The organism is Dictyobacter sp. Z7_2, from assembly GCF_057551105.1.
In genome coordinates this window covers 813,506-836,846 of the sequence record NZ_BAAJPE010000002.1, presented here as the reverse complement: position 1 = coordinate 836,846, position 23,341 = coordinate 813,506, and the positions used below count along the sequence as shown (strand labels likewise).

Annotated in this window: 20 protein-coding genes; 11 read left to right on the top strand and 9 right to left on the bottom strand. The window is 48.3% G+C overall.

From position 1 onward, the window contains the following. Positions 1-24 precede the first annotated feature (24 nt). Positions 25-1,479: a DUF5585 domain-containing protein gene (locus AC27N8_RS16995; RefSeq protein ID WP_487068581.1), complete on the top strand. Its 1,455-nt coding sequence runs from the start codon at positions 25-27 to the stop codon at positions 1,477-1,479. Between the two features lie 166 nt (positions 1,480-1,645). Here the strand turns inward: AC27N8_RS16995 and mfd are convergent, their stop codons facing one another. The 3 genes from mfd to AC27N8_RS16980 form a co-directional block, all read right to left on the bottom strand. Next, positions 1,646-5,227, bottom strand: a complete 3,582-nt coding sequence (gene mfd / locus AC27N8_RS16990) for a transcription-repair coupling factor (protein WP_487068580.1) — start codon at positions 5,225-5,227, stop codon at positions 1,646-1,648. Positions 5,228-5,590: 363 nt separating this feature from the next. Beyond that, the gene (gene pth, locus AC27N8_RS16985; RefSeq protein ID WP_487068579.1) at positions 5,591-6,268 is read right to left on the bottom strand and encodes an aminoacyl-tRNA hydrolase; all 678 of its coding nucleotides are present in this window, start codon (positions 6,266-6,268) and stop codon (positions 5,591-5,593) included. Positions 6,269-6,284: 16 nt separating this feature from the next. Beyond that, complete coding sequence (locus tag AC27N8_RS16980; protein ID WP_487068578.1) at positions 6,285-7,556, bottom strand: metallophosphoesterase family protein; 1,272 nt, start codon at positions 7,554-7,556, stop codon at positions 6,285-6,287. Positions 7,557-7,753: 197 nt separating this feature from the next. Between AC27N8_RS16980 and AC27N8_RS16975 the strand changes: the two genes are divergently transcribed. Then, positions 7,754-8,752 carry a sugar phosphate isomerase/epimerase family protein gene (locus AC27N8_RS16975; protein ID WP_487068577.1) on the top strand — a complete coding sequence of 333 codons (999 nt, stop codon included), beginning with the start codon at positions 7,754-7,756 and terminating at the stop codon, positions 8,750-8,752. Positions 8,753-8,851: 99 nt separating this feature from the next. Here the strand turns inward: AC27N8_RS16975 and AC27N8_RS16970 are convergent, their stop codons facing one another. The 4 genes from AC27N8_RS16970 to AC27N8_RS16955 form a co-directional block, all read right to left on the bottom strand. Beyond that, entirely contained in the window at positions 8,852-9,820 is a 969-nt protein-coding gene (locus tag AC27N8_RS16970; protein WP_487068576.1) for a D-alanyl-D-alanine carboxypeptidase family protein, read from the bottom strand. A gap of 154 nt (positions 9,821-9,974) precedes the next feature. Further along, positions 9,975-11,432: an Asp-tRNA(Asn)/Glu-tRNA(Gln) amidotransferase subunit GatA gene (gene gatA, locus AC27N8_RS16965; RefSeq protein ID WP_487068575.1), complete on the bottom strand. Its 1,458-nt coding sequence runs from the start codon at positions 11,430-11,432 to the stop codon at positions 9,975-9,977. 5 nt (positions 11,433-11,437) lie between these two features. Next, positions 11,438-11,728 (bottom strand): Asp-tRNA(Asn)/Glu-tRNA(Gln) amidotransferase subunit GatC, encoded by a 291-nt coding sequence (gene gatC, locus AC27N8_RS16960; protein WP_487068574.1) that lies wholly within the window; start codon positions 11,726-11,728, stop codon positions 11,438-11,440. Positions 11,729-11,756: 28 nt separating this feature from the next. Beyond that, positions 11,757-12,053 carry an acylphosphatase gene (locus tag AC27N8_RS16955; protein WP_487068573.1) on the bottom strand — a complete coding sequence of 99 codons (297 nt, stop codon included), beginning with the start codon at positions 12,051-12,053 and terminating at the stop codon, positions 11,757-11,759. 456 nt (positions 12,054-12,509) lie between these two features. On the opposite strand from AC27N8_RS16955, the gene AC27N8_RS16950 reads away from it, so the two are divergent. The 9 genes from AC27N8_RS16950 (at position 12,510) to AC27N8_RS16910 (ending at position 21,884) form a co-directional block, all read left to right on the top strand. After that, positions 12,510-13,481, top strand: coding sequence for an AAA family ATPase (locus AC27N8_RS16950; RefSeq protein WP_487068572.1), 972 nt, complete (start codon positions 12,510-12,512; stop codon positions 13,479-13,481). 2 nt (positions 13,482-13,483) lie between these two features. Continuing rightward, positions 13,484-14,695: a DUF58 domain-containing protein gene (locus tag AC27N8_RS16945; protein ID WP_487068571.1), complete on the top strand. Its 1,212-nt coding sequence runs from the start codon at positions 13,484-13,486 to the stop codon at positions 14,693-14,695. Between the two features lie 5 nt (positions 14,696-14,700). After that, on the top strand, positions 14,701-17,151 hold the full coding sequence (locus AC27N8_RS16940) for a transglutaminase domain-containing protein (protein WP_487068570.1): 2,451 nt from the start codon (positions 14,701-14,703) through the stop codon (positions 17,149-17,151). Positions 17,152-17,286: 135 nt separating this feature from the next. Further along, a complete protein-coding gene (locus tag AC27N8_RS16935; RefSeq protein WP_487068569.1) occupies positions 17,287-17,670 on the top strand; it encodes a hypothetical protein in 384 nt (127 codons plus the stop codon). A 185-nt stretch (positions 17,671-17,855) separates the two neighbouring features. After that, on the top strand, positions 17,856-18,065 hold the full coding sequence (locus AC27N8_RS16930; protein WP_487068568.1) for a hypothetical protein: 210 nt from the start codon (positions 17,856-17,858) through the stop codon (positions 18,063-18,065). A gap of 113 nt (positions 18,066-18,178) precedes the next feature. Beyond that, the gene (locus tag AC27N8_RS16925; RefSeq protein ID WP_487074705.1) at positions 18,179-19,132 is read left to right on the top strand and encodes an ABC transporter ATP-binding protein; all 954 of its coding nucleotides are present in this window, start codon (positions 18,179-18,181) and stop codon (positions 19,130-19,132) included. Positions 19,133-19,149: 17 nt separating this feature from the next. Then, the gene (locus AC27N8_RS16920; RefSeq protein ID WP_487068567.1) at positions 19,150-19,980 is read left to right on the top strand and encodes an ABC transporter permease; all 831 of its coding nucleotides are present in this window, start codon (positions 19,150-19,152) and stop codon (positions 19,978-19,980) included. A gap of 88 nt (positions 19,981-20,068) precedes the next feature. Beyond that, a complete protein-coding gene (locus AC27N8_RS16915; RefSeq protein ID WP_487068566.1) occupies positions 20,069-21,061 on the top strand; it encodes a GNAT family N-acetyltransferase in 993 nt (330 codons plus the stop codon). A 286-nt stretch (positions 21,062-21,347) separates the two neighbouring features. Next, positions 21,348-21,884, top strand: a complete 537-nt coding sequence (locus AC27N8_RS16910; protein WP_487068565.1) for a hypothetical protein — start codon at positions 21,348-21,350, stop codon at positions 21,882-21,884. Between the two features lie 330 nt (positions 21,885-22,214). Here the strand turns inward: AC27N8_RS16910 and AC27N8_RS16905 are convergent, their stop codons facing one another. Then, the gene (locus tag AC27N8_RS16905) at positions 22,215-22,580 is read right to left on the bottom strand and encodes a VOC family protein (protein WP_487074703.1); all 366 of its coding nucleotides are present in this window, start codon (positions 22,578-22,580) and stop codon (positions 22,215-22,217) included. A gap of 10 nt (positions 22,581-22,590) precedes the next feature. Continuing rightward, on the bottom strand, positions 22,591-23,088 hold the full coding sequence (smpB, locus tag AC27N8_RS16900) for an SsrA-binding protein SmpB (RefSeq protein ID WP_487068564.1): 498 nt from the start codon (positions 23,086-23,088) through the stop codon (positions 22,591-22,593). Positions 23,089-23,341 lie beyond the last annotated feature (253 nt).

The window sequence follows — 23,341 nt, the reverse complement described above, 5'->3', positions numbered from 1 at the left end:
CAGTAAAATGAAAGAGGATGTCGGATGGGCATTTATTTAGGTCAACTTCCGCCCGCAGAAATTGCGCGTTTAAAGGCTGAATTAGCGGAAACGCTGATCGCTAATTTCTGCTATCCACGTTTTTTTGATCATCGAACTGAGTCGTTGCAAATGCGTCCAGTTGACCGTACGAAGCGCCAGGAAGTATGGCTCTACCTGAGCTCTGTTGATTTTACAGCCTGGAACCGTATAGATCTGATGTCACCAGATATTCAGCATCAGATCGAACGCCTCTTCATTCAATTTGTGCAGCGGAATCGAAATTTCTTTGGCAATCAAGGTCGTCGCAGAATGGCTGATATCCGATTGTTAGTGAACTCCTGCTCGGCCGCTGTTGTTCAGGGCTTACGCAATCATCTGACAGGCCAAAAATCGAATAACGCACCCTTTGGGAGTCCCCGCCCTGTTATCTCCTGGGCCACTCCAAGTATCAGCGATCGCGCCGAGCCTTCCTGGGAGCAGATTACAGCTTCTACCATGCTACTCCAGCAACAGATCCAGGAGATCAGGGGTGAAGCAAAGACAGGGGCTCCGATCTCGGTGCAGGTGAATACCTCTGCGAATGCGGGAGTAGGCTCAGGGGTGGCTCATGGGTCGGGGCGCCGTAGTAGCGCATCGACGCCTTCGACGGCACGTTCAGGCGTTCAAACGGGTCAGGGAGAATTTGAGCCAGCGGCTCGTAATCCGGTTGCGCCGGCGGCCTCGGCACCGCGTACTGCCCAGAAGATGGCGCCAGCGGCTGAAGTGAAGAGCTCTACAGCTACGGCCACAGCGTCTAGAGTGGATACAACCCCTAAGCCATCAACGACTGCATCTCGTAAGCCTGACCCGCTCGCACAGCCCCATGATGGCAGGAGTGCAGCTCCATCAAATCGTAGTGCGCGTTCTGGTGAATCTGCTGGAGGATCTTCATCATCAGCAGCCAGTGTAATGGCGCCAGTGTCAGAACCAGCGGTAACGCCTCCATCGCCAGCGAGCAGAACAGGCAATGGTTCTAGCTTTAATCATAATGGATCACGTTCATCTACAGCTTCGTTAAATGACTCATCTCCCGCTATGGTGGTGTCTCCGCCACCTGCTGGTCAGCGTCAAGCGTCCTCGCTCTCGTCAACAAGTTCGCTCTCCGCCGGGACAACAAATGGTCCTCGTGAGATGATGGCTGTTGGCGAAGATGATGTTGCTATTTTTGAGCAGATGCGACATCAATTGGTTATCTGGTTGCGTATTGAGGCGGTAACGGCTGGACTGGAGATTACAAATCAAGGACCGCAGCAGTTGCTGGAACTGTTGCGCCAGGATGCACATTATGATGAGACGCGTCTGCAAGTTGTGTCAACCTTGTTGAATCTTGCCAATCAGGTCATCAAAACTGGACTGGTGAGTGTGTTGGATTACAAGCAGGCATTGATGTTCCATCTTATGCATACGCGACGCCAGTAAATGTTTCTACCACTATCGGCTTCTTTGAGATAGCTGCTCAGAACTGCGTGAACGAACGATGATAGAAAGCGCCCCTGACGGAAAATTCTCTTGTCAGGGGCGCTTTCTATCATCATAAAAGTCTATCTCGCTTGATTGTCATTTTCCACAAGATCGTTTGTGTCTGCTACGGTGCTGTTGATGAGGCCGACGCTGTGAGCATCGGGAGGAGCTCTTTTAGCTGCTGTAGCCAGGCTGATCCCAGCAGGCGTCGGGGGATATGAATCACTCCTTGTTGTACACGAGCTTCATTGCGAAAACGCCGATAGAGAATAATTCTGTTCGGTACTACATTGCGCTTGACCGTCAAGACCAACTCATTATCTTTAATTGCAATTGCCTCGTATCCTAATTGTCCAGCCTCAACTTTCAGATTGACAATTTCCAGGAGATTGTGTACTTGATCAGGGATAGGCCCAAAACGATCTGATAATTCAGAGGTCATGGCTTCGACTTGCGCGGCATCTTTCAAGCTGGCGAGCCGTTGATAGAAATTCACTTTTAATGTGCGATCTCCGATATATTCATCTGGCAGATAGGCATCGATAGGCAGGTCGACCGATGTGCTTTGATGACTACTTTCGGCCTGCTTCCCTTGCAGTTCCTGGACCGCATCCGAGAGCAGCTTACAGTAGAGGTCAAAGCCTACCGAGTTCATAAATCCAGATTGCTCAGCTCCCAGCAGGCTGCCTGCGCCGCGGATCTCAAGATCCTTCATTGCGATGCGGAAACCAGCTCCCAGTTCGGTGGCCTCAAAGATAGCGCGTAAGCGTTTCTCCTGGATAGGAGTGAGCTTGGCATTTTTACCATAGAAGAAGTAAGCATATGCTTGCTGTGTAGCTCGCCCTACGCGTCCGCGTAGCTGATAGAGCTGTGACAGGCCAAAAAATGCGGCATTGTTGACAATAATCGTGTTGGCGTTGGGAATATCCAGGCCATTTTCGATGATCGTAGTTGAGATGAGCACGTCATAATCACCGTTTGAGAAACCAACCATGACGCGTTCCAATTGATCCTCAGGCATCTGGCCGTGTCCAACCATAATGCGGGCTTCCGGAATCAGTTTCTGGAGCTTTTGGGCCAGAATCTGAATGCCTTGTACGCGATTATGTACAAAAAAGACCTGACCACCACGATCTATCTCGCGCAGAATAGCTTCTCGAATCAAGACGTCATCATATTCGCGAATTGTGGTACGGATCGGTAGGCGCTCCTGTGGAGGCGTCTCGATGATACTCATATCGCGCAGATTTACCAGTGACATATGCAGCGTACGTGGAATAGGCGTGGCGGTCATGGTCAGTACATCGATTTCGGCGCGCATCTGTTTCAAGCGTTCTTTATGGATAACGCCAAAGCGCTGTTCTTCGTCAACAACCAGCAGGCCAAGATTCAAGAAGACTACATCCTTTTGCAACAGGCGATGTGTCCCAATAATAATATCGACCTTCCCCAGAGCCAGGTCTTCGAGCACTTGCTTCTGCTCTTTCTCGGTACGGAATCGGCTAAGCAGTTCTACGCGCACAGGATAGGCTTTGAGGCGCTCTTTAAAATTGTTGAAGTGTTGGAGCGCCAGTACCGTTGTAGGGACCAGAATAGCGACCTGGCGTTGATCTAGCACACATTTAAAGGCCGCTCGCAATGCGACTTCTGTTTTTCCATAGCCGACGTCGCCGCAGACCAGACGATCCATGGGACGAGGACGTTCCATATCGGCCTTGACCTCATCAATCGCACGCTGTTGATCTGGTGTTTCCTGGTATGCAAAACCATCTTCCAGTTCCTGTAGCCATGGTAGATCGCTATCAGGTGGAAAGGCATGGCCTGGAGCCGCTTCGCGCATGCTGTAGAGCCGCAAAAGTTCGCGGGCGATCTCCTGAACGTTTTCTTTCACCTTCGATTTAGCGCGTGTCCACTCGGTTGTGCCTAGCTTGCTCAGAGCGGGGACAGCGTCGCCCATACCGATAAAGCGTGTGATGCGATCAAGCTGATCGGTTGGAATATAAAGCTTGTCGGTTCCGGCGTAGTGAATCAAGAGATACTCACGCTCGACGCCTGTGAGATTCAGCTTTGTAAGTCCCTCAAAGCGTCCGATGCCATGTTCCTGGTGGACAATATAGTCGCCTGGATTGACCTCTGCCAGAAACGAGGCCGGTGTGACGGGTTTACGGCGTTGGATATTACGCCTTTTGGACCAGCCAAAAATTTCGGTATCGGTATAGATGTGGAGCGCCAGCGAGCGCGATTGCCAGCCTTCATTTAATTGCCCCTGGATAAGTGTAAGTGTGCCAGCGTCAGGCAGTTGATTAATATTTGTGCCGGGACTGACCTCAATTGTTGCATCTTGTAAGATTGCTTCATCGCCTAAAACTTCGGCCATCCGTCGAGCTTGCATGGTGACAATAACCACTCGATCCCGGTTATTGAGCGCTTTGCGGCAGTCCTGTACAAAGGCACGCAGACGACCTCCATAAGAGTTTGCACTGGTCATGGTAGGAATGAGATCCTCTGTGCCACCTTGTTGACGGCTCTCGAAATCGCTTTCGGCGGTTGAGAGTATGTCTGCGAAGCGCAATTGACGGCGCTGATGTATCTGAGGCTCTAATTGTGCCCATTCCACTGCGGCATCACGTAGATGCGTTGGATTTTCACGTTCGCGCTCGTGTATCTCGCGGGTCTCTTGCGCTTGATGATCAAGCTCAATGATGCGGTTTTGGATGCCTGCTGGGTTGTCTAAAATAAGCAATCCGTTACGTGGAAGGTAGTCGAGAACCGTCGCTGGACTATGTAAGTAGGGCAGATAAAAAGTGATGTCTTCAAATGATCGTTTCTTTCTCAGCAAATCCAGATCATGCTCCCAACGCTCCTCGGCATCCTTATTTAGATCCTTCGTATTGAGCAGCATAAGATCCTTGACCGCTTCTAAACCATTGCCTGGCAATGCTTCACGGGCTGGTCCAATAATGCAGGTCTCGATTGTGTTCAGTGAACGTTGCGTCTCTTGATCGAATGTCCGTATCGATTCGATTTCGTCCCCGAAAAATTCAACGCGCACGGGACGTGGTAACGTGGGAGGAAAGAGATCGATAATGCCGCCGCGATGACTGAATTGTCCGGGCTCCTCTACCTCAGCGACGGGTTCGTAGCCGAGGTTGTAGAGGTGCTCGATGAGCATTGGGAGGTTGGTTTCCTGACCCCTTTGGAGGATAAAGAGGGAGGCTGACAGTTCTTTAGGAGGAATGACCAGTTGTGTCAGGGCACGCGCAGAGCACACGACTAATGGAGTTCGTTCGCGTTCAACCATAGCTATCAATGCTTGCATGCGGCGTTGGGTTGTATCGATATCTCCAATCAGTCGCTCGTACGGAAGGGCGTTGCGGTCTGGCAGGTGGAAGATGTCGCTTGGATTGGGCACAAATAATTTGAGTGTCTCGACAAGCTGACTGGCTTCTGCTTCATCATTGATAATCAGCAGGATCGGTTGTTTGAATGAAACTTCCAGACTGGCGACAACATAAGGACGTGCAGCCTCGGTAATACCGGTTAAGGCTGGTATACCTTCTATATTTTGGAGCTTTTCGCGCAGACGGCGATGCTCTGGTCTTTTTGTTAAAAGTGTAAGCAAACCCTGTAATGTCACTTCATCCTCCAGCAATGGACAGAACAAACAGCACCCTCCGCGCACGTGCAGTGGGGGTGTTATTGGCATCGCCCTTAATCCATACTCTTGTTATTGTATCACTATGCGGCGATATCAGCTTCGGAGGACTATTTGTAATGTACTCCGGGACGTTTTGACTCATGTATTGATATTTGTAGCTAAAGCAATACTTTAGCTATGCCTGCTATCGCACATCTTCCAGTTTTTATTCTATGCATTATACTACATGGCATATCTTTTTGATTTTATATGGATCTATCTGGTGCTTTTTTTCTATGATCTTCAATGGTTTTTGTTCTTTGCTATCGGCTCGTGTGATGCATGCAATGGATTATGCGGCCGTGTCTTGAGGTGTACCGGAGGAAGATAGCTCTGGTTAGAGTACATCTTTGAGCGGGCAAGTACTATTGACTAATCCAGAGCCGCTTGCGTATCTCTGGCAAGTTGTTCAGCTTTGCGCAGTTTTTCCTGTTCGCGACGCTCCTGTTTCAGGCGTTGCTTCTCAGCAGCCTTTTTTTGAGCTTCAGGGTCCACGTTGACAATATTCATCGTAGCATCCAGCCCCTTTTCCAGATAAAGAACGATTGCCTCGGCGGCTTGCTTCTCTGCGATTTCCAGTTGGATATACTCGTCCCCTGTAGGGACGCCGAGTACATACTTAACAGTATCCATGCGTTGATTCGCTGGCCTGCCAATACCGACACGCAGACGTGCAAACTGGTTCGTATGCAGATGACTGATCATGCTGTTAATACCGTTATGTCCACCAGAGCTGCCCTGAGCACGTAGTCGTACCTGTCCGATTGCCAGATCGAGGTCATCATAGATCACAATAATATCGGCCGCTTCGATTTTGTACCAGCGTATGAGTTCAATAATGGCCTCTCCGCTATTGTTCATAAAGGTCAGGGGTTTTACCAGCACAACTTTTTCATGGCCAATCATGCCTTGAGCGATCATGGCGCGTCCATGCCGTTCCCAGCGTAGCATATAGGTATTGGCGAGTGCATCCACAACGTGGAAGCCCACGTTGTGGCGTGTTTTCTCGTACTGGGTGCCTGGATTGCCCAGGCCGATGATTAATTTCATAAAATGCGTTACCCGATTAACGACCATATGCCAGGCGCGTTGCCAGATATTGAGGCAACTTCACCTTTATGATCTTCTCTTGCGTTTTTTCAAATGAATAAGGTATGCGATAGAAATGGAAACCGTTCTCAGTATCATAAATCATAAATGCAGCTCGTGGATCGCCATCTCTTGGCTGTCCGACGCCTCCCGGATTAACGATGGCCCGATAATCTTCGGGGGCTTGCCACTCTCCTTCAGGGGGGATAAGCATCTCGTTAGTGACATCAATCATACTCTGGCTCAGGCCCAGCAGCGAGAGAAGTTCCTCGATTTCCTGGTTAAGACGTTCTTCCGCATTTTGGATCGCCTCTTCAGACGTTGTCTCATCGACAGGCTCGGGATTTTCGTTTTCCTCATCGGCCTCTGCTTCAGATGAGCTCGTTTCGTCTTGTTGTTCCAGGAGCTTGTTGGCTTCCTGGGATGCGACGATCTCTTTTAACTCGGCAGGAGATGTGATCTGTACTTCAGGTGCGTCATCTGCGATCTGATGTTGCAGGTCGGCAACTGCATCGGCCGCATTCGCTACCAGATTCTGGATCTGTTCTGCTTCCGTAAAATCCTTACTTGCTTGCTGGATATTTTGATTGTTTTCGGCAAGCGAGTTCGCCGCTGCTATCGGTGTGGCACTGTCATCCTGGGCGCCATTGGATTGCCCTGCTGGCTCTCCATTCTGCGCCGCAATGGCGGCCGTTTCCTGCGTATCACCCTGGATAAGCTCTCCCATCTCTAGGGGGATTGTCGGAGAATTCGCAACCGTGTCGGGCTGCTGGAAAATGACCGGGACGTGTGTATGACCTACAAAGCAATAACGGCTATTGAAATGTTGAAAGCTACGCTCAGCTAACACTTCTGAGGTGAGATACTCCCAGAGTGGTCCGTAGGGGCTTCCATGAACGAGAATACAGTCATCTTTCTCGAGGCGTTGTGGTAAATTGGCGAGAAAGTTTCGATTCTCTTCTGTGAGTTGGGTCGCTGTCCATTCTGCTGAGATGCGAGCAGCCTCACTGAAATCTTCTAAATCGAGCTTACCCACCGCCGCCCAGTCGTGATTCCCGGCAATAATGACGTCAGTACGTTCCCGCAGCGTTTGAATACATTCATTGGGATTGGGACCATAACCAACCAGATCACCAAGAAACCAGAGGCCATCAATTGGATCTTGTTGAGATAATTCATCGATTTTCGCGAGCACCGCTTCCAGGGCTTCCAGGTTCGCGTGTATATCGGTAAAGATTGCGTAACGCATACAGCATACTCTATTCAAAATAATGATACTCGTAAGTGTGGTTATTCTACCATGTTTGAGGCAACCTTACTAGTAGGTGTTGAATGCAAAGAGTTCTGAACCCTGTCGTTTTTGATGGTAATATAGAGATGATGCTATGTTGTACCATCCTGTGTGATATACTCAGGAGCATAAAAAAGTTTTTGAAAGGGGACGTAATGACACGACCTGTAACACTTTTTACCGGGCAATGGGGCGACCTGCCTTTGGAAGAACTTGCTGCTAAAGTGAGTAAATGGGGCTTTGACGGCCTTGAATTGGCGACGTCTGGACAACATTTCGATGAGACCCGTGTTCTTAATGAACCTGGATATGCTGAGTCGCTGCGCGCCACGCTGGACAAATATCATTTGAACGTCTACGCCGTAGGTGCTCATCTGATCGGCCAGGCAACATGCGATCTGATCGGGCCACGCCATCAGGGAATTCTGCCCAAAGAAGTCTGGGGCGATGGAGAAGCAGAAGGTGTGCGTAAACGTGCAGCTGCACGTATGCAAGATATCGCACGCGCCGCCGCAAAAATCGGTGTGCAACGTGTAACGGGCTTTACTGGCTCTAGTATCTGGCATATGCTCTATTCTTTCCCACCAAATGATTTTGCTGAAATTGAGCGTGGCTATGAAGACTTCGCACAGCGCTGGAATCCGATTATTGATGTCTTCGATCAGGAGGGCGTGAAATTTGCCCTTGAGGTCCATCCGACGGAGATCGCGTATGATTTTGTGACTACGCGGAAGACGCTGGATGCCATTGGGAATCGGCCAGGCTTTGGGATCAACTTTGATCCGAGCCACCTTGTCCCCCAGTTCCTCGACTCTGCGGCTTTCCTGAGCGATTTTGCCGACCGCATCTATCATGTGCATGTGAAAGACTCAAAGCGTCATCTGGATGGCCGTAGCAGCATTCTGGGCTCGCATTTGAACTTTGGTTCGGCTGCGCGTGGCTGGGATTTTGTCTCTCCTGGACACGGTGATGTTGATTTTGAATCCATCATTCGTACGCTTAATCGCATCGATTATCAAGGACCTCTCTCGATTGAGTGGGAAGATAGCGGGATGAATCGCGAATATGGCGCACAAGATGCCATTGCATTTGTCCGTCGCTCTGATTTTGCTCCATCGGATGTCGCCTTCGACGCCGCATTTAGTAAAAAGTAAGATTGTCATAGCAAGCATGAGCATATTTCTATGGGGTATGCTCATGCTTGCTATTTGTGCTGCGACAATTTGGTTTGCGCGTAATGATCCTTGCGCTTGTTATTGTGGTGAGCGTAAAGGGAGATGGAAACCCCAGTTGAGTAAGGCCGCAGCATCATGATCGCGCTGTTGCTGGTCAGGGCTGTCCAGTATGACCCCAATGAGATGGTGTCCCGAACGTGTTGCAGAGAAGGAGAGGCAGTAGCCTGCGGCATCGGTGTGCCCTGTTTTGATGCCTGTGATGCCTGCATAGGTGCCGAGCAATGTATTGGTATTATTCCAGACAAATGTCTGATTATCGATCGTAACTGTGTAGGTTTGTGTTTTGACGATGCTGGCAAAGAGTGGGATGTGCATGGCATATTGACTGAGTATAGCCAGGTCATGTGCACTGGTGTAGTGCGCAGCCCTATCAGAGGTCAGGCCATCGGGACTGTCGTAGTGGGTCTGGAAGAGGTGGAGACGATACGCAAATATATTCATCCTGGCGACAAAGTTAGGAACGCTCATCCCCAGGCCGTCAGCGATGGCGTACGCTGCATCGTTTCCTGATGGCAGTAGTAACGCATACAGTAAATCTTTCAATGACAGTACATCGCCTGCTACCAGGCCAGAACTGCTGCCGTCATCGATAATAACTCTGTCGATTGCATCTTGATGAACGGTAATCAGGAGATCAGGCTTTGCCGTTTGTATCGCAATCAATGCTGTCATGATCTTGGTCGTGCTGGCCATAAGCATTGGTTTTTCGCCGTTCTTATCATAGAGTGCGTGTCCTGTATCTGCATCGAGGAGATAGACAGCTGTGGCAGTAAAATGAGGTGTTGGTTGTGTCGCCGTCAGGATGGGTATAGGAGTAGGAATTGGTGTGGGTGAGGGGAAGTGTCTGGGCGTGGGTGTGGGGAGTTGTTCAACTCCGGGGGCTAGAAAGATAGTTGTACCAATGGGGGTAAATACGAGAAGTGAAGCTGCACTTATAAGGCACAGCACCATCATGATGAGAATAACTATGGTAATCCGACGTTTCATACTAACTTTACCCAATAGATGTATCAATATCAAATTGCCGTTTTGCTTATAGCCATTGTGCGCCAGATGGTTTATGCCTTGATGATGTGATCAAGCTTCAAACGTTCAAATCATCGTGCGCTTGAAGCTTGATCGTGCCCTATGCTAAGGGGCGCTAGAGGTCTGGCCAACGTTTATGATAATCAGTGACTTGTTCGAAGGCATCGGCGACACGGAGCAGTGTGTCTTCTTTGAAGGTGTTACCCAGCAACTGGAGTCCAACGGGCAAGCCATCGCTGAAGCCTCCCGGGATGGAAACTCCACTGATACCGGCCAGATTGGCTGGAATCGTAAAGACATCCTGCAAGTACATCTGATAGGGATCGGAGATTTCGCCAATTTTAAATGCCACGGTTGGAGAGGCCGGGCTGACCAACGCATCAAACTTCTCAAAGGCTTGATCGAAGTCCTGTTTGATGAGTGCACGTACCTTTTCGGCACGTTTGTAGTAGGCATCGTAGTAGCCAGCTGAGAGTGCATACGTGCCCAGCATGATACGACGCTTCACTTCAGGACCAAAGCCAAATTCTCTGGTTTTCTCCATCGCTTCCCACATATCGGTAGTATCGCGATAGGAGTAGCCATATTTAACGCCATCGTAGCGAGAAAGATTGGAACTGGCTTCGGCTGGCGCAATGATATAGTAAGCTGCAACGCCATATTTTGTGTGTGGCAGCGAAACAGGACTGATCTCAGCACCTAAATCCCGCAAGCGCTCAATATTTTCTTTGACCGCGTTTACAACACCGGGCTGTGTCCCTTCAACCCAATATTCTTCGGGGACTCCAATACGTAAACCTTTGATATTACCCGAAAGGGCTGCACTATAGTCCTGAACAGGTTCGGTTGAACTGGTGCTATCATGCCTGTCATTTCCCGCGATTGCCTGGAGAAGAATCGCCGCGTCGCGAGCATTACGGGCGAATGGACCGATCTGATCAAGCGATGAGGCGAAGGCGATCAAGCCAAAGCGCGAGACGCGTCCGTAGGTAGGTTTCAGGCCGACGATATTGCAGAGAGCACCTGGCTGACGAATCGAGCCACCTGTATCGCTCCCATAGGAACCCATTGCCATACCGGCTGCCACGGCTGCTGCTGAGCCACCGCTGCTCCCGCCAGGAGCGCGTTCGAGGTCCCAGGGATTATGCGTGGGGAAAAACGCTGAATGCTCGGTCGATGATCCCATCGCGAACTCGTCCATATTAGTTTTGCCCACCATGACGAAACCTGCTTCGTTCAAGCGATCCATAACCGTAGCGTTGTAAGGTGGTTTGAAATTTTCCAGCATGCGAGAGCCGCAGGTCGTTGTGATATCTTTGGTGCAGATTAAATCTTTAATCGCAAGCGGGATGCCAGTCAGCGGATGCAGATTTTCTTGCCTGGCCAGACGCTGATCAGCTTCTTTGGCCTGCTGGAGTGCCAGATCGTCTGTAATCAGGGTAAAGGCTTTTACTTTGGGCTCAACCTCGCGGATACGGTCAAGATGGGCCTGGGTCAATTCGACCGAAGAAATCTTACGCTCGCGTAACAATGCGCCAGCTTCATGAATACTTAACTTATAGAGCTCTGTCATGTAATTTATCCCTCCTCCAGTACCGCATTGACCTTTAAGCAATTCTCATCCTGGTCGGGTGCATTGGCAAGCAATACTTCTGGTGGATAGGATGGTTCTGTTACATCTGCACGCATGACGTTAGTAAGGCGCGATGCATGTGCTGTGGGAGAAACACCGCTGACATCAGCCTCTTGTAAGATGTGAATATGGTCGAGAATGGCGGATAGTTGGTTCCCAAATGTTCCAACCTCTTCTTCACTCAGCCCCAATCTGGCGAGTTTGGCTACATTTTGTACCGTCTCGCGATTAATCATAACTGTGTCCTCTTCTATTTGTGACCTGCTACCAGCGGATGTGGAAGCCGCTTACGTGTTCCGTTGTATCTCTCCATGTCGTGTGTACGTCTTGCACGTGGGCGGCCGATGGTCCCTGTCGTAGTAACACCAGGAGTTGTTCGAGAGCCGCTCGTGTGCCTTGAGCGACCACTTCAACGTCGCCAGTCTGATCGTTACGGACAAACCCGTGTATACCCAGAGCGTGAGCTTTCTGGACGACAAAATAGCGAAAGCCAACACCTTGTACCTGTCCGACTACCACTGCATAGAGTTCTTCTTTTGGGTTTGAATTACTCTGGCTCATGTCTTTCATCATAGCATAGACTTGACTTTGAGGATAGTCCCTTTGGACGAGTGGGATTATTATTTTTCCGTTATCTGATATGCTCTTAAGAAGGAAGGTGTTGAGCTAGAATCTTGTATGCAACAAGAATATGGAGTATAGTGTATTGCTTAATACAGCATCCTATTGTAGTATCCTAGTGTAGGATCGAAGAAATGATATATATCGTTCTAACTCCATCTGCCTGGGATAAGTAGGAACATTCCAGAGATCGCCTGCTCTTCTAGAGATCTCAAGGAATTTCTGTCCAGTGTACCTCTACCATTGATACCATAGTGTATCATTGGGGGTGATCGTGTACACTATACCTCCGGTGTGCAGGTGTTTTCACACGTAAACGTTCTATTATGAGGCATGTAAATAATCGAATCTATGTCGATGCGTCAGCCTCGATACAATTTCGTTGGGGAGTAACGAATGCAGTCTGTACAGGACCTGGCTACCGCGGTGCAGCGTATTGTTGGCAATGTTGAACGGGTCATTGTTGGTAAGGCTGAACCCGTTGCATTTAGCCTGATCGCGGTTATTTGTAATGGACATATTTTAATTGAAGATGTGCCCGGTGTCGGGAAAACAGTTCTTACCAAAGCTATTGCTCGCTCGATTGGATGTTCTTTTAAACGAATTCAATTCACTCCTGACCTATTGCCCAGTGACGTTACTGGCGTTTCAATCTATAATCAGAAGGTCGGCGATTTTGAGTTTCGTCCTGGTCCGATTATGTCTCAAATCGTGCTTGCCGACGAAGTGAATCGTGCGACCCCCAAAACGCAGTCCGCGCTTCTTGAAGCAATGGAAGAAGGACAAATGACGGTTGATGGTGTGACATATCATCTGCCCCAGCCCTTTATGGTGATGGCGACTCAGAATCCCATTGAATATGAAGGTACTTTCCCTCTACCTGAGGCCCAGCTAGATCGCTTCATGATGAATATCAGTTTAGGATATCCAAAGGCTGAAGATGAAGTAAACATCTTGAATAGTCATCAGCATCATCATCCTTTAGAGGACCTGACACAGATTATGACCGCGGAAGAGTTGGTGTATATTCAGCAGCAAGTGAAAAATATTCATGTAGATGCTTCTATCCTTGAGTATATTGTGGCCATTGCCAATGCGACGCGTAATCATCAAAATATTTACCTTGGTGTAAGCCCACGTGGCTCTCTTGCGCTGTTTCGTGCTGCTCAGGCGCTGGCGGCCATGCGCGGTCGCAGCTATGTCATTCCTGATGATATCAAGTTGCTTGTTAAACCGACCCTGGCTCATCGCATTATTGTGACGCCTTCCGCACGTGTGCGTTCAATCTCTTCAGCCAGTTTGCTGGAAGAGATTCTACAAACGGTGCCGGTGCCGAATGCCTGGGTTGGCGGTGGAAAGGGGCGCTAGTTATGCGTCCCTGGCAAATAGTCTTACTGATTATTATCATTGGCTTTTTCGCAGTGAGTAGCGCTTGGAAAGTGCTCTACGTGCTGACGTATGTGTTGCTTGTGCTTTTTATTCTGGCCTGGCTCTGGACACGGTTCAGCTTGCGCAAGTTAGCCTTTCGCCGGACTGCGACCAGTGCTCGTGTGCAGGTTGGCGAGATGTTTGATGAGCGCTTGATCCTTGATAACCTTAGCTCGTTTCCCAAGCTCTGGGTACAGATCGTTGATAACTCAACCCTGCCAGATCATTGGGCCGGCTACGTTGCCAGTATTGGAGGTTGGAAGAGGGCGACCTGGCGTGCACATAGTAGATGTAAGCAGCGTGGACGTTTTCAACTCGGACCGGTCACGGCTACCAGTGGAGATCCATTTGGGCTCTTTCGTCGTCAGATTAATCTGGCACCCACGCAGGAGGTCCTGGTTCTACCACGTGTCTATCCGCTCTCCAATTTTGCGCTCTTTACTGGTGGTTTGCCGGGGCGAGGTAGGAGCTCGCGCCGCTCTTTACAAACGACTACTACTCCAACGACGATTCGGGAATACGTGCGTGGCGATGCGCTGAGCCGTATTCATTGGCGCTCCAGTGCACATTATAATAAGTTGATGGTAAAAGAATTTGATCAGGACCCGGCGATAGATGCCTGGATCTTTCTTGACCTCAATGATGCTGTGCAGGCTGGTGAGGGTGAACATTCAACAGAGGAGTATGGAGTCACTATTGCGGCTTCACTGGCTGTCTATCTGTTGCAACAGGATTTTTCGCTGGGGATGATTGTCAATGGAGAGAGCAGGGAAATGCTCTCGTTGGATCGTGGTGAGCGGCAGATTGAGCGCGTGCTTGATCTCCTGGCCGTAGTTAATGCAGGCTCTGGCTATGAGCTGCGCGAAGCTCTGGCTATGGATGCATTCCATTTCGGGAGGAATGCGCTGGCCATTGTGATTACTCCGTCGAATTCGCGGGATTGGCATGAAAGCTTACGCCATCTGCAATTGCGAGGTGTCCAGGCTGCGGTGATTGGCATTGATGCTGCATCGTTTGAAAACTGGCCTCCTGAAGAAGATACTTTTGCATTATTGGAAGGATCTAATATTCCTGTCATGCGTATAAAGTGTAATGATTCTATTGCTCAAGTCTTAGAAACTGGTTCTGATGTGCGTTCTGCCAAACAGAGGTAAGCATCATGCGTAATGCCGCAATGGAGCGTCTCTCCAAAATTATCGTTGAAGCTCCTGAGCCTTCTGACAAGGGTTCTGGTAAGCGATCGTTGACTTTAGCTGATGCCGGGCTGTCGTTGCATGTAGCTGAAGGTTGGCTATCGCTTTTTTTGTTTACTTTGATGATCTATAGCGTGATCTGGTGTATTCAGTCGGCTGGCTGGGTAGATAATTTAGGCATTCTGACTTTGATTGCACTGATCGGGCTCGTGCTTGGGGTGTGGTCGTCGAGACAGCGTCTTCTGGCCACTCCTTTTGTGTATAGCGTTGCCGTACTGATTGGTATCGCCTTATCGTGCTGGCAAATGATTGATATATTCTATGCTGGTAGCGTGATGAAAAGCCTGCAAGGTGTGATGCATTGGCCTGCTTTGCTCTTCAGTGGCCATGCGAATCAAGATCCTTCGCTGTTCTTTGTCTTCTTTTTACTTACAGGTTATCTCTTAGCCTATATCAGTGCTCTTCTATTATATCGTTGGCGTTGGCCATGGCTTTTAGTTATCGTCAATGCAACGGTACTGCTTTTTAATTTGAATGGCATGCAACCATCGTCGATTATTTTCCTGGTGCTCTTTCTCATTTCGGCCCTGTTGTTACTGCTGCGTTTTAACCTCTATGAGTCAATGCAGCTCTGGGAACGACAGGGATTGCGCTATGCCGATGGTGTGAGCTGGGATATTATGAAGGCGGGTATCTGGATCACTCTTGGCATTTTGATCTTCGCCTGGCTCTTGCCGGGAGAGTATCAAGAACCGCAACTGGCACAAATCTGGACTGGAGGCTTCCTGGGACAGGTATCCAATGCGTTGAGTCAGGGAAATGGCACGAATGCTCCCAGTCCGGGTAGCTTTAGCGATAGCTTGGTGCTGGGAGGCAATCCTAATTTGACGAATGAGGTTGTGTTTAAAGTAAAGACCAGTGATGGACAACCTCAGTATCTGGCGTTTGTGACGTATAACTTGTATGATCATGGTTGGACTATCACGAATACTGCCAACAATGACAAATATCACATCGATCCCAATACGCCGTTGGCAACGAGTTCACGTGAGACACACACTATTACGCAAAACATTGAAGTGGTGACGCCTCCCAGGGAAGATCAGCCCTATCTTATTGGCGCTTCTGATATCGTTGAGATGTCATTAGCATCGACTATCTGGGATGGGGATGGCGGGATCGTGGCCTGGCTGGGCGATACAGCTTTAAAAGCAGGTACCAAGTATACTGTGGTATCATCAACCTCTTCAGCAGATATTCCGTCCTTAGGTAATATACCTGTCCCTGCCGATGCTCCCTCATATACGCCGACTGCCAATTCTGATGCTCAAGCTCCTATCGAATATTATGTTCCCGCCGTGGTGAGCGATTTTACGCAGATACCAGCCTATTTGAAAGCAGACAAACGCATCTCTGGTCTGGCAAAGCAGATTGTAAGCCAGGCGGGTGCCACCACGATGTATGATAAGGTTTCTGCGATCGAAACCTATCTGCGTACACACTATAACTACAACACGAATATTCACCCACCAGCGGATGTTGACCCTATCTTATGGTTTTTGTTTGATAATCCTCAACGCGATGGATATTGTAATTACTTTTCGACTGCTATGACCTTGCTGGTACGCTCTCTTGGTATCCCTGCCCGTGAAGTTGCTGGCTATGCTCCTGGTACCTATGAGAGTGGACAATATATCGTTCACGGTGTAGACGCTCATAGTTGGACGCAGGTCTATTTTGCGGGCTATGGGTGGATCAATTTTGAGCCTTCAGCTAGTTTTAAGCAATTTGCGCGTCCGGTTGCCAATCAATATCCATCCAGTAGCTCGTCAACATCTGGCAGTGGCCAGGCGCCGGGTATTATCCCGAAGACTGATCCAAGGCATATCCGTTCGGTGGATAATCCAAATGATAGTGGAAGCGGAGCTACTACTCAGCAATCAGCGTTCCAACTTCGTACCCAATTAGATATTCTCCTGGTGACTATCTTTATTCTCATGCTGTTAGGAGGAAGTGCTTTTGTCTTCTGGTGGAGACGCCTCTTCAGTCACTATAGTCTGGCTACACAGCTTTATGGTCGTGTCTGTACACTGGCAGATTGGGCAGGGATTCGACGTCAGCCTTCACAGACTCCGTATGAATATCTGCATGCTCTTTCGACCTCCGCTTTGCCACACTCTAGCGATACAACGGCATTGGAACGTTTGGGAGATATCTATGTTCGTGAGCGTTGGTCTGATCCCAAGAGCGGAGATTATCCACAGAAAAGTGGAGAAATGAATGAGTTGCCTGTCCTCTGGAAGAGCGTGCGGCTTCATCTTATTCGTTATGTGTTGCTGCATCCTGTTTTCCTGCGTCGTATACTGAGGCTACCGGGTAAAGCGCTGGCACGCTTGCGGAAAAAACGATCATTGTGATCTGTTAACCGCTAAAAATTTGTATCTGGATTGCTTGACCTAATGCGTTTGTTCCCGTACACTATACCTTGCAGCCTTCTGTCTTCTAAACTGTAGGCTGTAATTTCTACAGTTATTGATTGGTAGGAGGATTTCATGTCTGATAATGAAGTAGCAAATAAAGTAGCGCGTGTGATTAATAAAGAGCAGACGCTTGTCCCTCTGGTTATTCCTGAGAAGCTGGAGATTGATCTTCCGGGAGCGGCTCCTGTGCGTTTACAGACGCTTGATCTGGCACGCCATACAGCTGTCGCACCCGATGGCAAAGACTACGTAGTGGCTACCTTTACTGATAAAAATGTTGGCCGCGATTATGTTACAACTGTCTATCCATTGCAAGGTCACTATTTGACATTGGTGCGCTTGCCTGTGTGCGAGTTTGTGACCGAGGATCCTGATCTGGCTGTGCAAAGACATATCGAGTTGGTTCAGGTTATTCAGCAAGGGAAGCTCAAAACGTATTTGAAAGATAATAAGTAGCAGCATCTGTGTGTGTCACAGCCAATTTAACGAAACTGAGGGCTTCACCTCTTGACATATCGCAAGGGTATTCCGTATACTTGAGAATAGCGGAGATTACGTGTGTGATCTTTATGCCTCGCTTCATGTGAAGTGATAGAAGATATCGTTCTTTACTCAAAATTTACTGAAAGGAGATGGTTCGTATGATAAACAACAGCATCATGTTATGTGCAGCATTCTTATATCAATCTGTAAATACCGCTGGCGGCGTTTCTCATACCGAACCTGTTGCTATGAATTGGGATGTTATGCCCGGTAGCGTCATTTCTCAGACATTCCGTGACCGTTTCATTGCCCATGGCAGCAGTGTGCCCATTTCCTGGTGGAGACCATCTGATAAGATAGACAGGTGAGTTAAAGAGAGAATACCTCTACCGTGGGCACTGGCTAAGCAAAACTTCCAGTCCCACGGTTTTTTGTTGCTCTTTTTTGTTTATCCATATCTAAAGGAGAAACGCTCTTGGCTATAACTGAACTTGTAACGACACCATTATTGAAAAATATTGCGATTGATCCGACGAAAGATGCTATTGTCATCGATGGCGTTTCAAAAATCTTTAAAAAACCGCGTCCTTTGCTGAGTCGTTTATTGCGTAAAGAACAGGCAGGAAGTGCTCAGAAGCGAGAGGTGCGTGCCGTTGATGATGTGAGCTTAACGGTGAAGCGCTGTGAGATCGTCGGTATTCTTGGAGCTAATGGCTCAGGGAAATCGACGCTGATCCGTATGCTTTCAACCTTGTTGCTTCCTGATCAAGGAACGATCACGATCTTTGGCTATGATGTAGTAAAAGATGAATATACAGTCCAGCGACTGATTAATCGCGTCAGTGTTGAGGCATCATTTTTCAAAAAACTCTCCCCAATGGAGAACCTTCTCTATGCAGCTCGCCTTTATAACATGAGCGGAGCAGAGGCACGCAAGAGTATTCGAGAGATCCTCACGCGTCTGGGTATCAAGCCGAACCGTATCGACGCGCCTCTGGAGGATATGTCGCGCGGTATGCAACAGAAAGTTGCGATCGCTCGAGCCTTTCTTACCTCGCCAATTCTATTGCTGCTGGATGAGCCTACAACAGGGCTTGATCCGCGCTCAAAGATCGATGTGCAGAACTTTGTACACGAATTACGTGATGTGTACCATGCCACTATCCTGATAACTACTCATGACATGGATGAGGCCGAGGCTCTTTGTGATCGTGTGGCCATTATCGATAAGGGACGTGTTGTCGCCTTGGGCGAGACAGAAACTCTGAAGAGAGCTGTTGCTGACGTGCGTGGCCTTGACGAACCGGTCTCGATGAATGAAGTGTTTATGCACTATACGGCTGCACATCTGATTACTGAAGAGGATGTGCAATTATATGGAACCTGGGAAAAAGCTTTCGAGGCGTTGGAAGCGCAACGTGAGGAAGAAGACTAAGAGAGGATTATTTATTCATGGCTTCTATGATACATCAAGTACGTGCCAGCTACGCCTTCTTCGAGCGCAACTGGAATCTGACGAAACGCTACTGGGCCTGGGAGATTGTCTGGCTGATTTATAACGTTGCGAACGCACTCTCGATTACATTTCTGGGGGCAAGTGCCCAAAAATGGGGCGGCAGTGGCGTAAACACAAATAGCCTCATTTTGTATCTGCTGATCGGTACATCCGTCTGGTCTTACCTCAGTGTGACATTTGAGGGGGTTACCGACATGATCACGATGGAACGCTGGGAAGGAACGATTGAGCATACTTTTATGGCACCTATCTCACGTTTTACCCATCTCATCGGGAGCTGTTGGTATGCCGTTGTTCATGGACTTCTGTTTACGCTGTTGCAATTGTTGATTGTGGGTTCCTTTTTTCATCTTGATTTGAGTAAGGCAAATTATCTGACGGCTCTCTTTATGCTGTTGATTGGTAGCGTCTCTTTCATTGGCTTTGGTATTGGGGCTTCTGTTTTACCTTTGCTCTTTACTGAGCGTGGTTCGCAAATGTCATATATTATCAGAGCGCTTTTGCTGCTTGTATCCGGTGTCTACTACGACATCAGTGTTATGCCTGCCTGGATGCAGCCATTAGCTCAGTTATCACCGGCTACCTATGTACTGGTGGGACTACGTGCAGCCATTCTGGACGGTACTTCCATCTGGTCTACCGTGATTTGGAATAGTACATGGCCTCTAATTATCATTGGCGTTGTGAGTGTGCCTCTGGGCATTTATATCTTCAGCATTGCTGAGCGCTACGCGAAACGTACCGGCAGGCTGAAGCGCAACGGTTAGACCTTTGTGATTAGTGAGGAGATATAGCTATTGATCTCTCATCATGGAGTGATTGATGGCTATCTCCTCAGAAAAATGGAGAAAAAGAATGTCTTTATCTGAATTATCTGAAAAGATTGGCACCGAATACGGTATGCGTCGTCCTACTGAGGAAGATTTTCAGGATATATATGCTCTGGTCATTGCGTGTGAAGTTTCTAGCCTTGGTGTCGCTGAGATGACTGAAAATGATCTGCGCCTGGGTTTGTCTGCTCCTGGCTTTGATCTGGCCACCGATAGCTGGCTGGTCTTTTCGCGAACTGGACAAGTTGTAGGTTTTGCATCGATTGAGGCGATTGAGCATGCGCGTATGTTTACCAGCGTTTATGTTCATCCTGATCATCGAGGTTGTGGTATTGGCACGCATCTTCTTCAGGCTCTTGAACAATGGGCACAACAACAGATACCATTGGCTGCTGCTGATGTGCGGATTTCTCTGTTGGCTTCAGCCTTGAAGCAGGATGAGGACCCTCGCAAATTACTACTCGGGCATGGTTTTCAGGTCTCTAGAAGTTTCTGGCGCATGGGTATTGATTTGTCTAGTATTCCACCTGTGCCTCAATGGCCGGAAGGCATTGTTGTACGTACGGCGACTCCTGATCAACTGCATGCTGTTTACGAGGCCGACCAGTTGATGTTTCAGGATCACTGGGGATATATGCCGGAAACTTTTGAGGATTGGATGCATTGGACTGTGAAGCGTGAAAACTTTGATCCGACACTCTGGTTTTTGGCACTGGATGGCAATGAGATTGTCGGATTGGCTCTCTGTACCGATGAAAAAGAGTTAGGTGGATGTGTCAATACGTTAGGGGTGAGCCGAAATTGGCGGCGTAAAGGTCTGGCTTTAGCATTATTGCAGAACGCCTTTCGTGAATTTGCTCTGCGAGCCATTTCAATGGTTTTCCTTGGTGTCGATGCGCAGAGCCTGACCGGCGCAACACGCTTATATGAACGTGCTGGCATGCACGTATTACGCGAAAGAATTCATTATGAGAAGGAGCTACGAGCTGGTAAGGAGTTAAGTACCCAATCATTATAATCTTAGAGTAGACACAGTAGCCGGGGTACTTGCCTACCAATCTCATGTCTCCATCGCACCAGAATGTGGGTCTCTCTAGTATACAGGTAGTGAGCCCATTGATGAAAATGGAGCATCAAGTATGAGGATCATACGTTTACATACATTGTCTGCACGCCCTCCCTCTATGCAGGACGCATATAAGGTGGTAGAACTCATGCATCTGTGCGATAAATACGCACCTTTCTTAGGACAGCATCATGAAGGTGATATAAAGCTTGTCTGGCAACAAGCTGGTTTTCATCTCATGCTAGATGCCTGGGTAATTGTGGCAAGGGATGATCAGTTTGTTGGATATGCAGATGTACAACAAAGCTGTGAGCAAGCGAGCGAGAATTTTGCTCTCGCACTATATATACATCCTGATTATCAGAAGCGCGGTATTGAAACACTTTTGATTCGTTTAGGCGAAGAGCGGATACATCAGATCAGTCGTAGTAGCTCTGAAGAGAGTACGATTAAAGTCAGTATTTCTGTAAATCGAAGCAATCATTTTCTGAGTGAAGCAGTTCAACACGAAGGCTACTCGCAGACACATCAGTTTTTGCGCATGCATATAGCCTTGGAGCAGGTGAACCATCAACCGTCTGGTCTTGTCAATGGGTTAATGGCTCTCGATGTGCCTTTGTCGGCAGTGAGTGGGAAAAGCATCGTAGCTGACCAGGAAAAGGAGACTTCTTACACTGCAATGCTCTATGATGTGTATGAAAAAATGTTAAAATATGGCATAGCTGATCAAAAGATCAGAGAAAATGTGCCTGTTTTGCAGGATACCATGGTCTAGAAATAAATCAGGGGAAATTTTCTAGTGAGCAGGTGGTACGTATCAGGCATTAATCTGCCTGCCTGCTAGAAACTTATTATAGGGAAGGGGGAGTGAAAAGTATTTATGGTAAATGTGTTGGAATTGAGCATTATGAAGAATTTCATGGATACAGATAGTATGCGTCTTCTTCTTTTTGTGCTGTTAGTGTTTGCAATACTTTTAATTGTTGCTGGAGCGGTGATTGCTCTGTGGACGTTGAATAGTTCTCGGAAGTCAAAGTCTGCCAGATAAAGGCCTTTGTTCTCGGGCAAAAGAGCGATGCATAAAAATAATATGCGCTCTTTTGCCTTACACCAGGGCTTGAATGAATTCGAGACGATTGCCAAAGGGATCACGTGTTTCGAAGCGATCATAGCCAGGAATTGGCACACCAGCCATAATTTGAAATCCATGTGCCTGTAATTTTTCCCTCCAGCCAGCAATATTGGTAACCTCGTAGGCAAGATGCGCTTTCGTCTTTGTGCGCTCAACGTTATCTTCAACCCCGATATGAATCTGCTGATCACCTGCTTGTAGCCAGAAACCACCACGCCCTTTTAATGTTGCTGGTTTCTCTATTTCTGGTAGGGCAAGCAGGTGACAATAATATTGTCGTGCCTGCTCTTCCGCTCCCACTGGAATCGTGATTTGGGCATGATCTAGTCCTTTAATTATCATGCTGATGCTACTTTCCTCGTACAATGCGCTCCATGTCACGTTGCACATCTCGTTTCGCGATGGTTTCGCGTTTGTCATAGAGTTTTTTACCACGACAAAGTCCGATTTCGAGTTTGGCGTGTCCTCCCTTTAAGTAAAGCTTGAGAGGTATCAGGGTCAGACCTTTTGTTGCGACTTTTGTCAGTAACTGATCGATCTCGCGTCTATGTAGGAGTAGTTTGCGTGAGCGCATTGGATCATGGTTGTAGCGGTTCCCATGATCATACATGGCGATATTTGCGTTTTCAAGCCAGATCTCACCTTTGCGTGCCATGGCGTACGCACCTCGTAACTGGACATGGCCCTCACGAATAGATTTGATCTCAGTTCCTAATAGGGAGATGCCCGCTTCTACTGTACGCTCCACCGTGTAGTCGTGGTACGCCTGGCGGTTAACTGAGATTACTTTAATTGGAGCCTGGGTAGTGGTCGTGGCTGGTTTTTTTGTTGCGGCTGGTTTAGCCATAATGAATAACTCCCTCTAACGAAAGGACGTTTATCTGCTGCTAGCTGTTTGATGGATCTTAGCGCAGCAGGAACACTGCTTGGCAGGTTTCCAGGTTTCGTTGTATCTTTGAATAGTATCCAGTAGATGAATTGTTCGTGTGAAGACAGATGTGGATAGCTCTAAGTATGGAATAATGTTCTTATTATACCACAGCCAGGAGCACGAGTTGATAATAATAGAAAGAAAATAATAAATCAATTACCCCTCCTGA

Bases quoted from the DNA above. Each gene is read 5' to 3' on its own strand.
- AC27N8_RS16970 (WP_487068576.1), bottom strand. From the start codon at position 9,820: ATGAAACGTCGGATTACCATAGTTATTCTCATCATGATGGTGCTGTGC.
- AC27N8_RS16910 (WP_487068565.1), top strand. From the start codon at position 21,348: ATGCTAGATGCCTGGGTAATTGTGGCAAGGGATGATCAGTTTGTTGGA.
- AC27N8_RS16930 (WP_487068568.1), top strand. From the start codon at position 17,856: ATGATAAACAACAGCATCATGTTATGTGCAGCATTCTTATATCAATCT.
- AC27N8_RS16940 (WP_487068570.1), top strand. From the start codon at position 14,701: ATGCGTAATGCCGCAATGGAGCGTCTCTCCAAAATTATCGTTGAAGCT.
- AC27N8_RS16980 (WP_487068578.1), bottom strand. From the start codon at position 7,556: ATGCGTTACGCAATCTTTACCGATATACACGCGAACCTGGAAGCCCTG.
- mfd (WP_487068580.1), bottom strand. From the start codon at position 5,227: ATGCCAATAACACCCCCACTGCACGTGCGCGGAGGGTGCTGTTTGTTC.
- gatC (WP_487068574.1), bottom strand. From the start codon at position 11,728: ATGATTAATCGCGAGACGGTACAAAATGTAGCCAAACTCGCCAGATTG.
- gatA (WP_487068575.1), bottom strand. From the start codon at position 11,432: ATGACAGAGCTCTATAAGTTAAGTATTCATGAAGCTGGCGCATTGTTA.
- AC27N8_RS16955 (WP_487068573.1), bottom strand. From the start codon at position 12,053: ATGAGCCAGAGTAATTCAAACCCAAAAGAAGAACTCTATGCAGTGGTA.
- AC27N8_RS16945 (WP_487068571.1), top strand. From the start codon at position 13,484: ATGCGTCCCTGGCAAATAGTCTTACTGATTATTATCATTGGCTTTTTC.
- AC27N8_RS16935 (WP_487068569.1), top strand. From the start codon at position 17,287: ATGTCTGATAATGAAGTAGCAAATAAAGTAGCGCGTGTGATTAATAAA.
- AC27N8_RS16920 (WP_487068567.1), top strand. From the start codon at position 19,150: ATGGCTTCTATGATACATCAAGTACGTGCCAGCTACGCCTTCTTCGAG.
- AC27N8_RS16995 (WP_487068581.1), top strand. From the start codon at position 25: ATGGGCATTTATTTAGGTCAACTTCCGCCCGCAGAAATTGCGCGTTTA.
- AC27N8_RS16950 (WP_487068572.1), top strand. From the start codon at position 12,510: ATGCAGTCTGTACAGGACCTGGCTACCGCGGTGCAGCGTATTGTTGGC.
- smpB (WP_487068564.1), bottom strand. From the start codon at position 23,088: ATGGCTAAACCAGCCGCAACAAAAAAACCAGCCACGACCACTACCCAG.
- AC27N8_RS16975 (WP_487068577.1), top strand. From the start codon at position 7,754: ATGACACGACCTGTAACACTTTTTACCGGGCAATGGGGCGACCTGCCT.
- AC27N8_RS16915 (WP_487068566.1), top strand. From the start codon at position 20,069: ATGTCTTTATCTGAATTATCTGAAAAGATTGGCACCGAATACGGTATG.
- pth (WP_487068579.1), bottom strand. From the start codon at position 6,268: ATGAAATTAATCATCGGCCTGGGCAATCCAGGCACCCAGTACGAGAAA.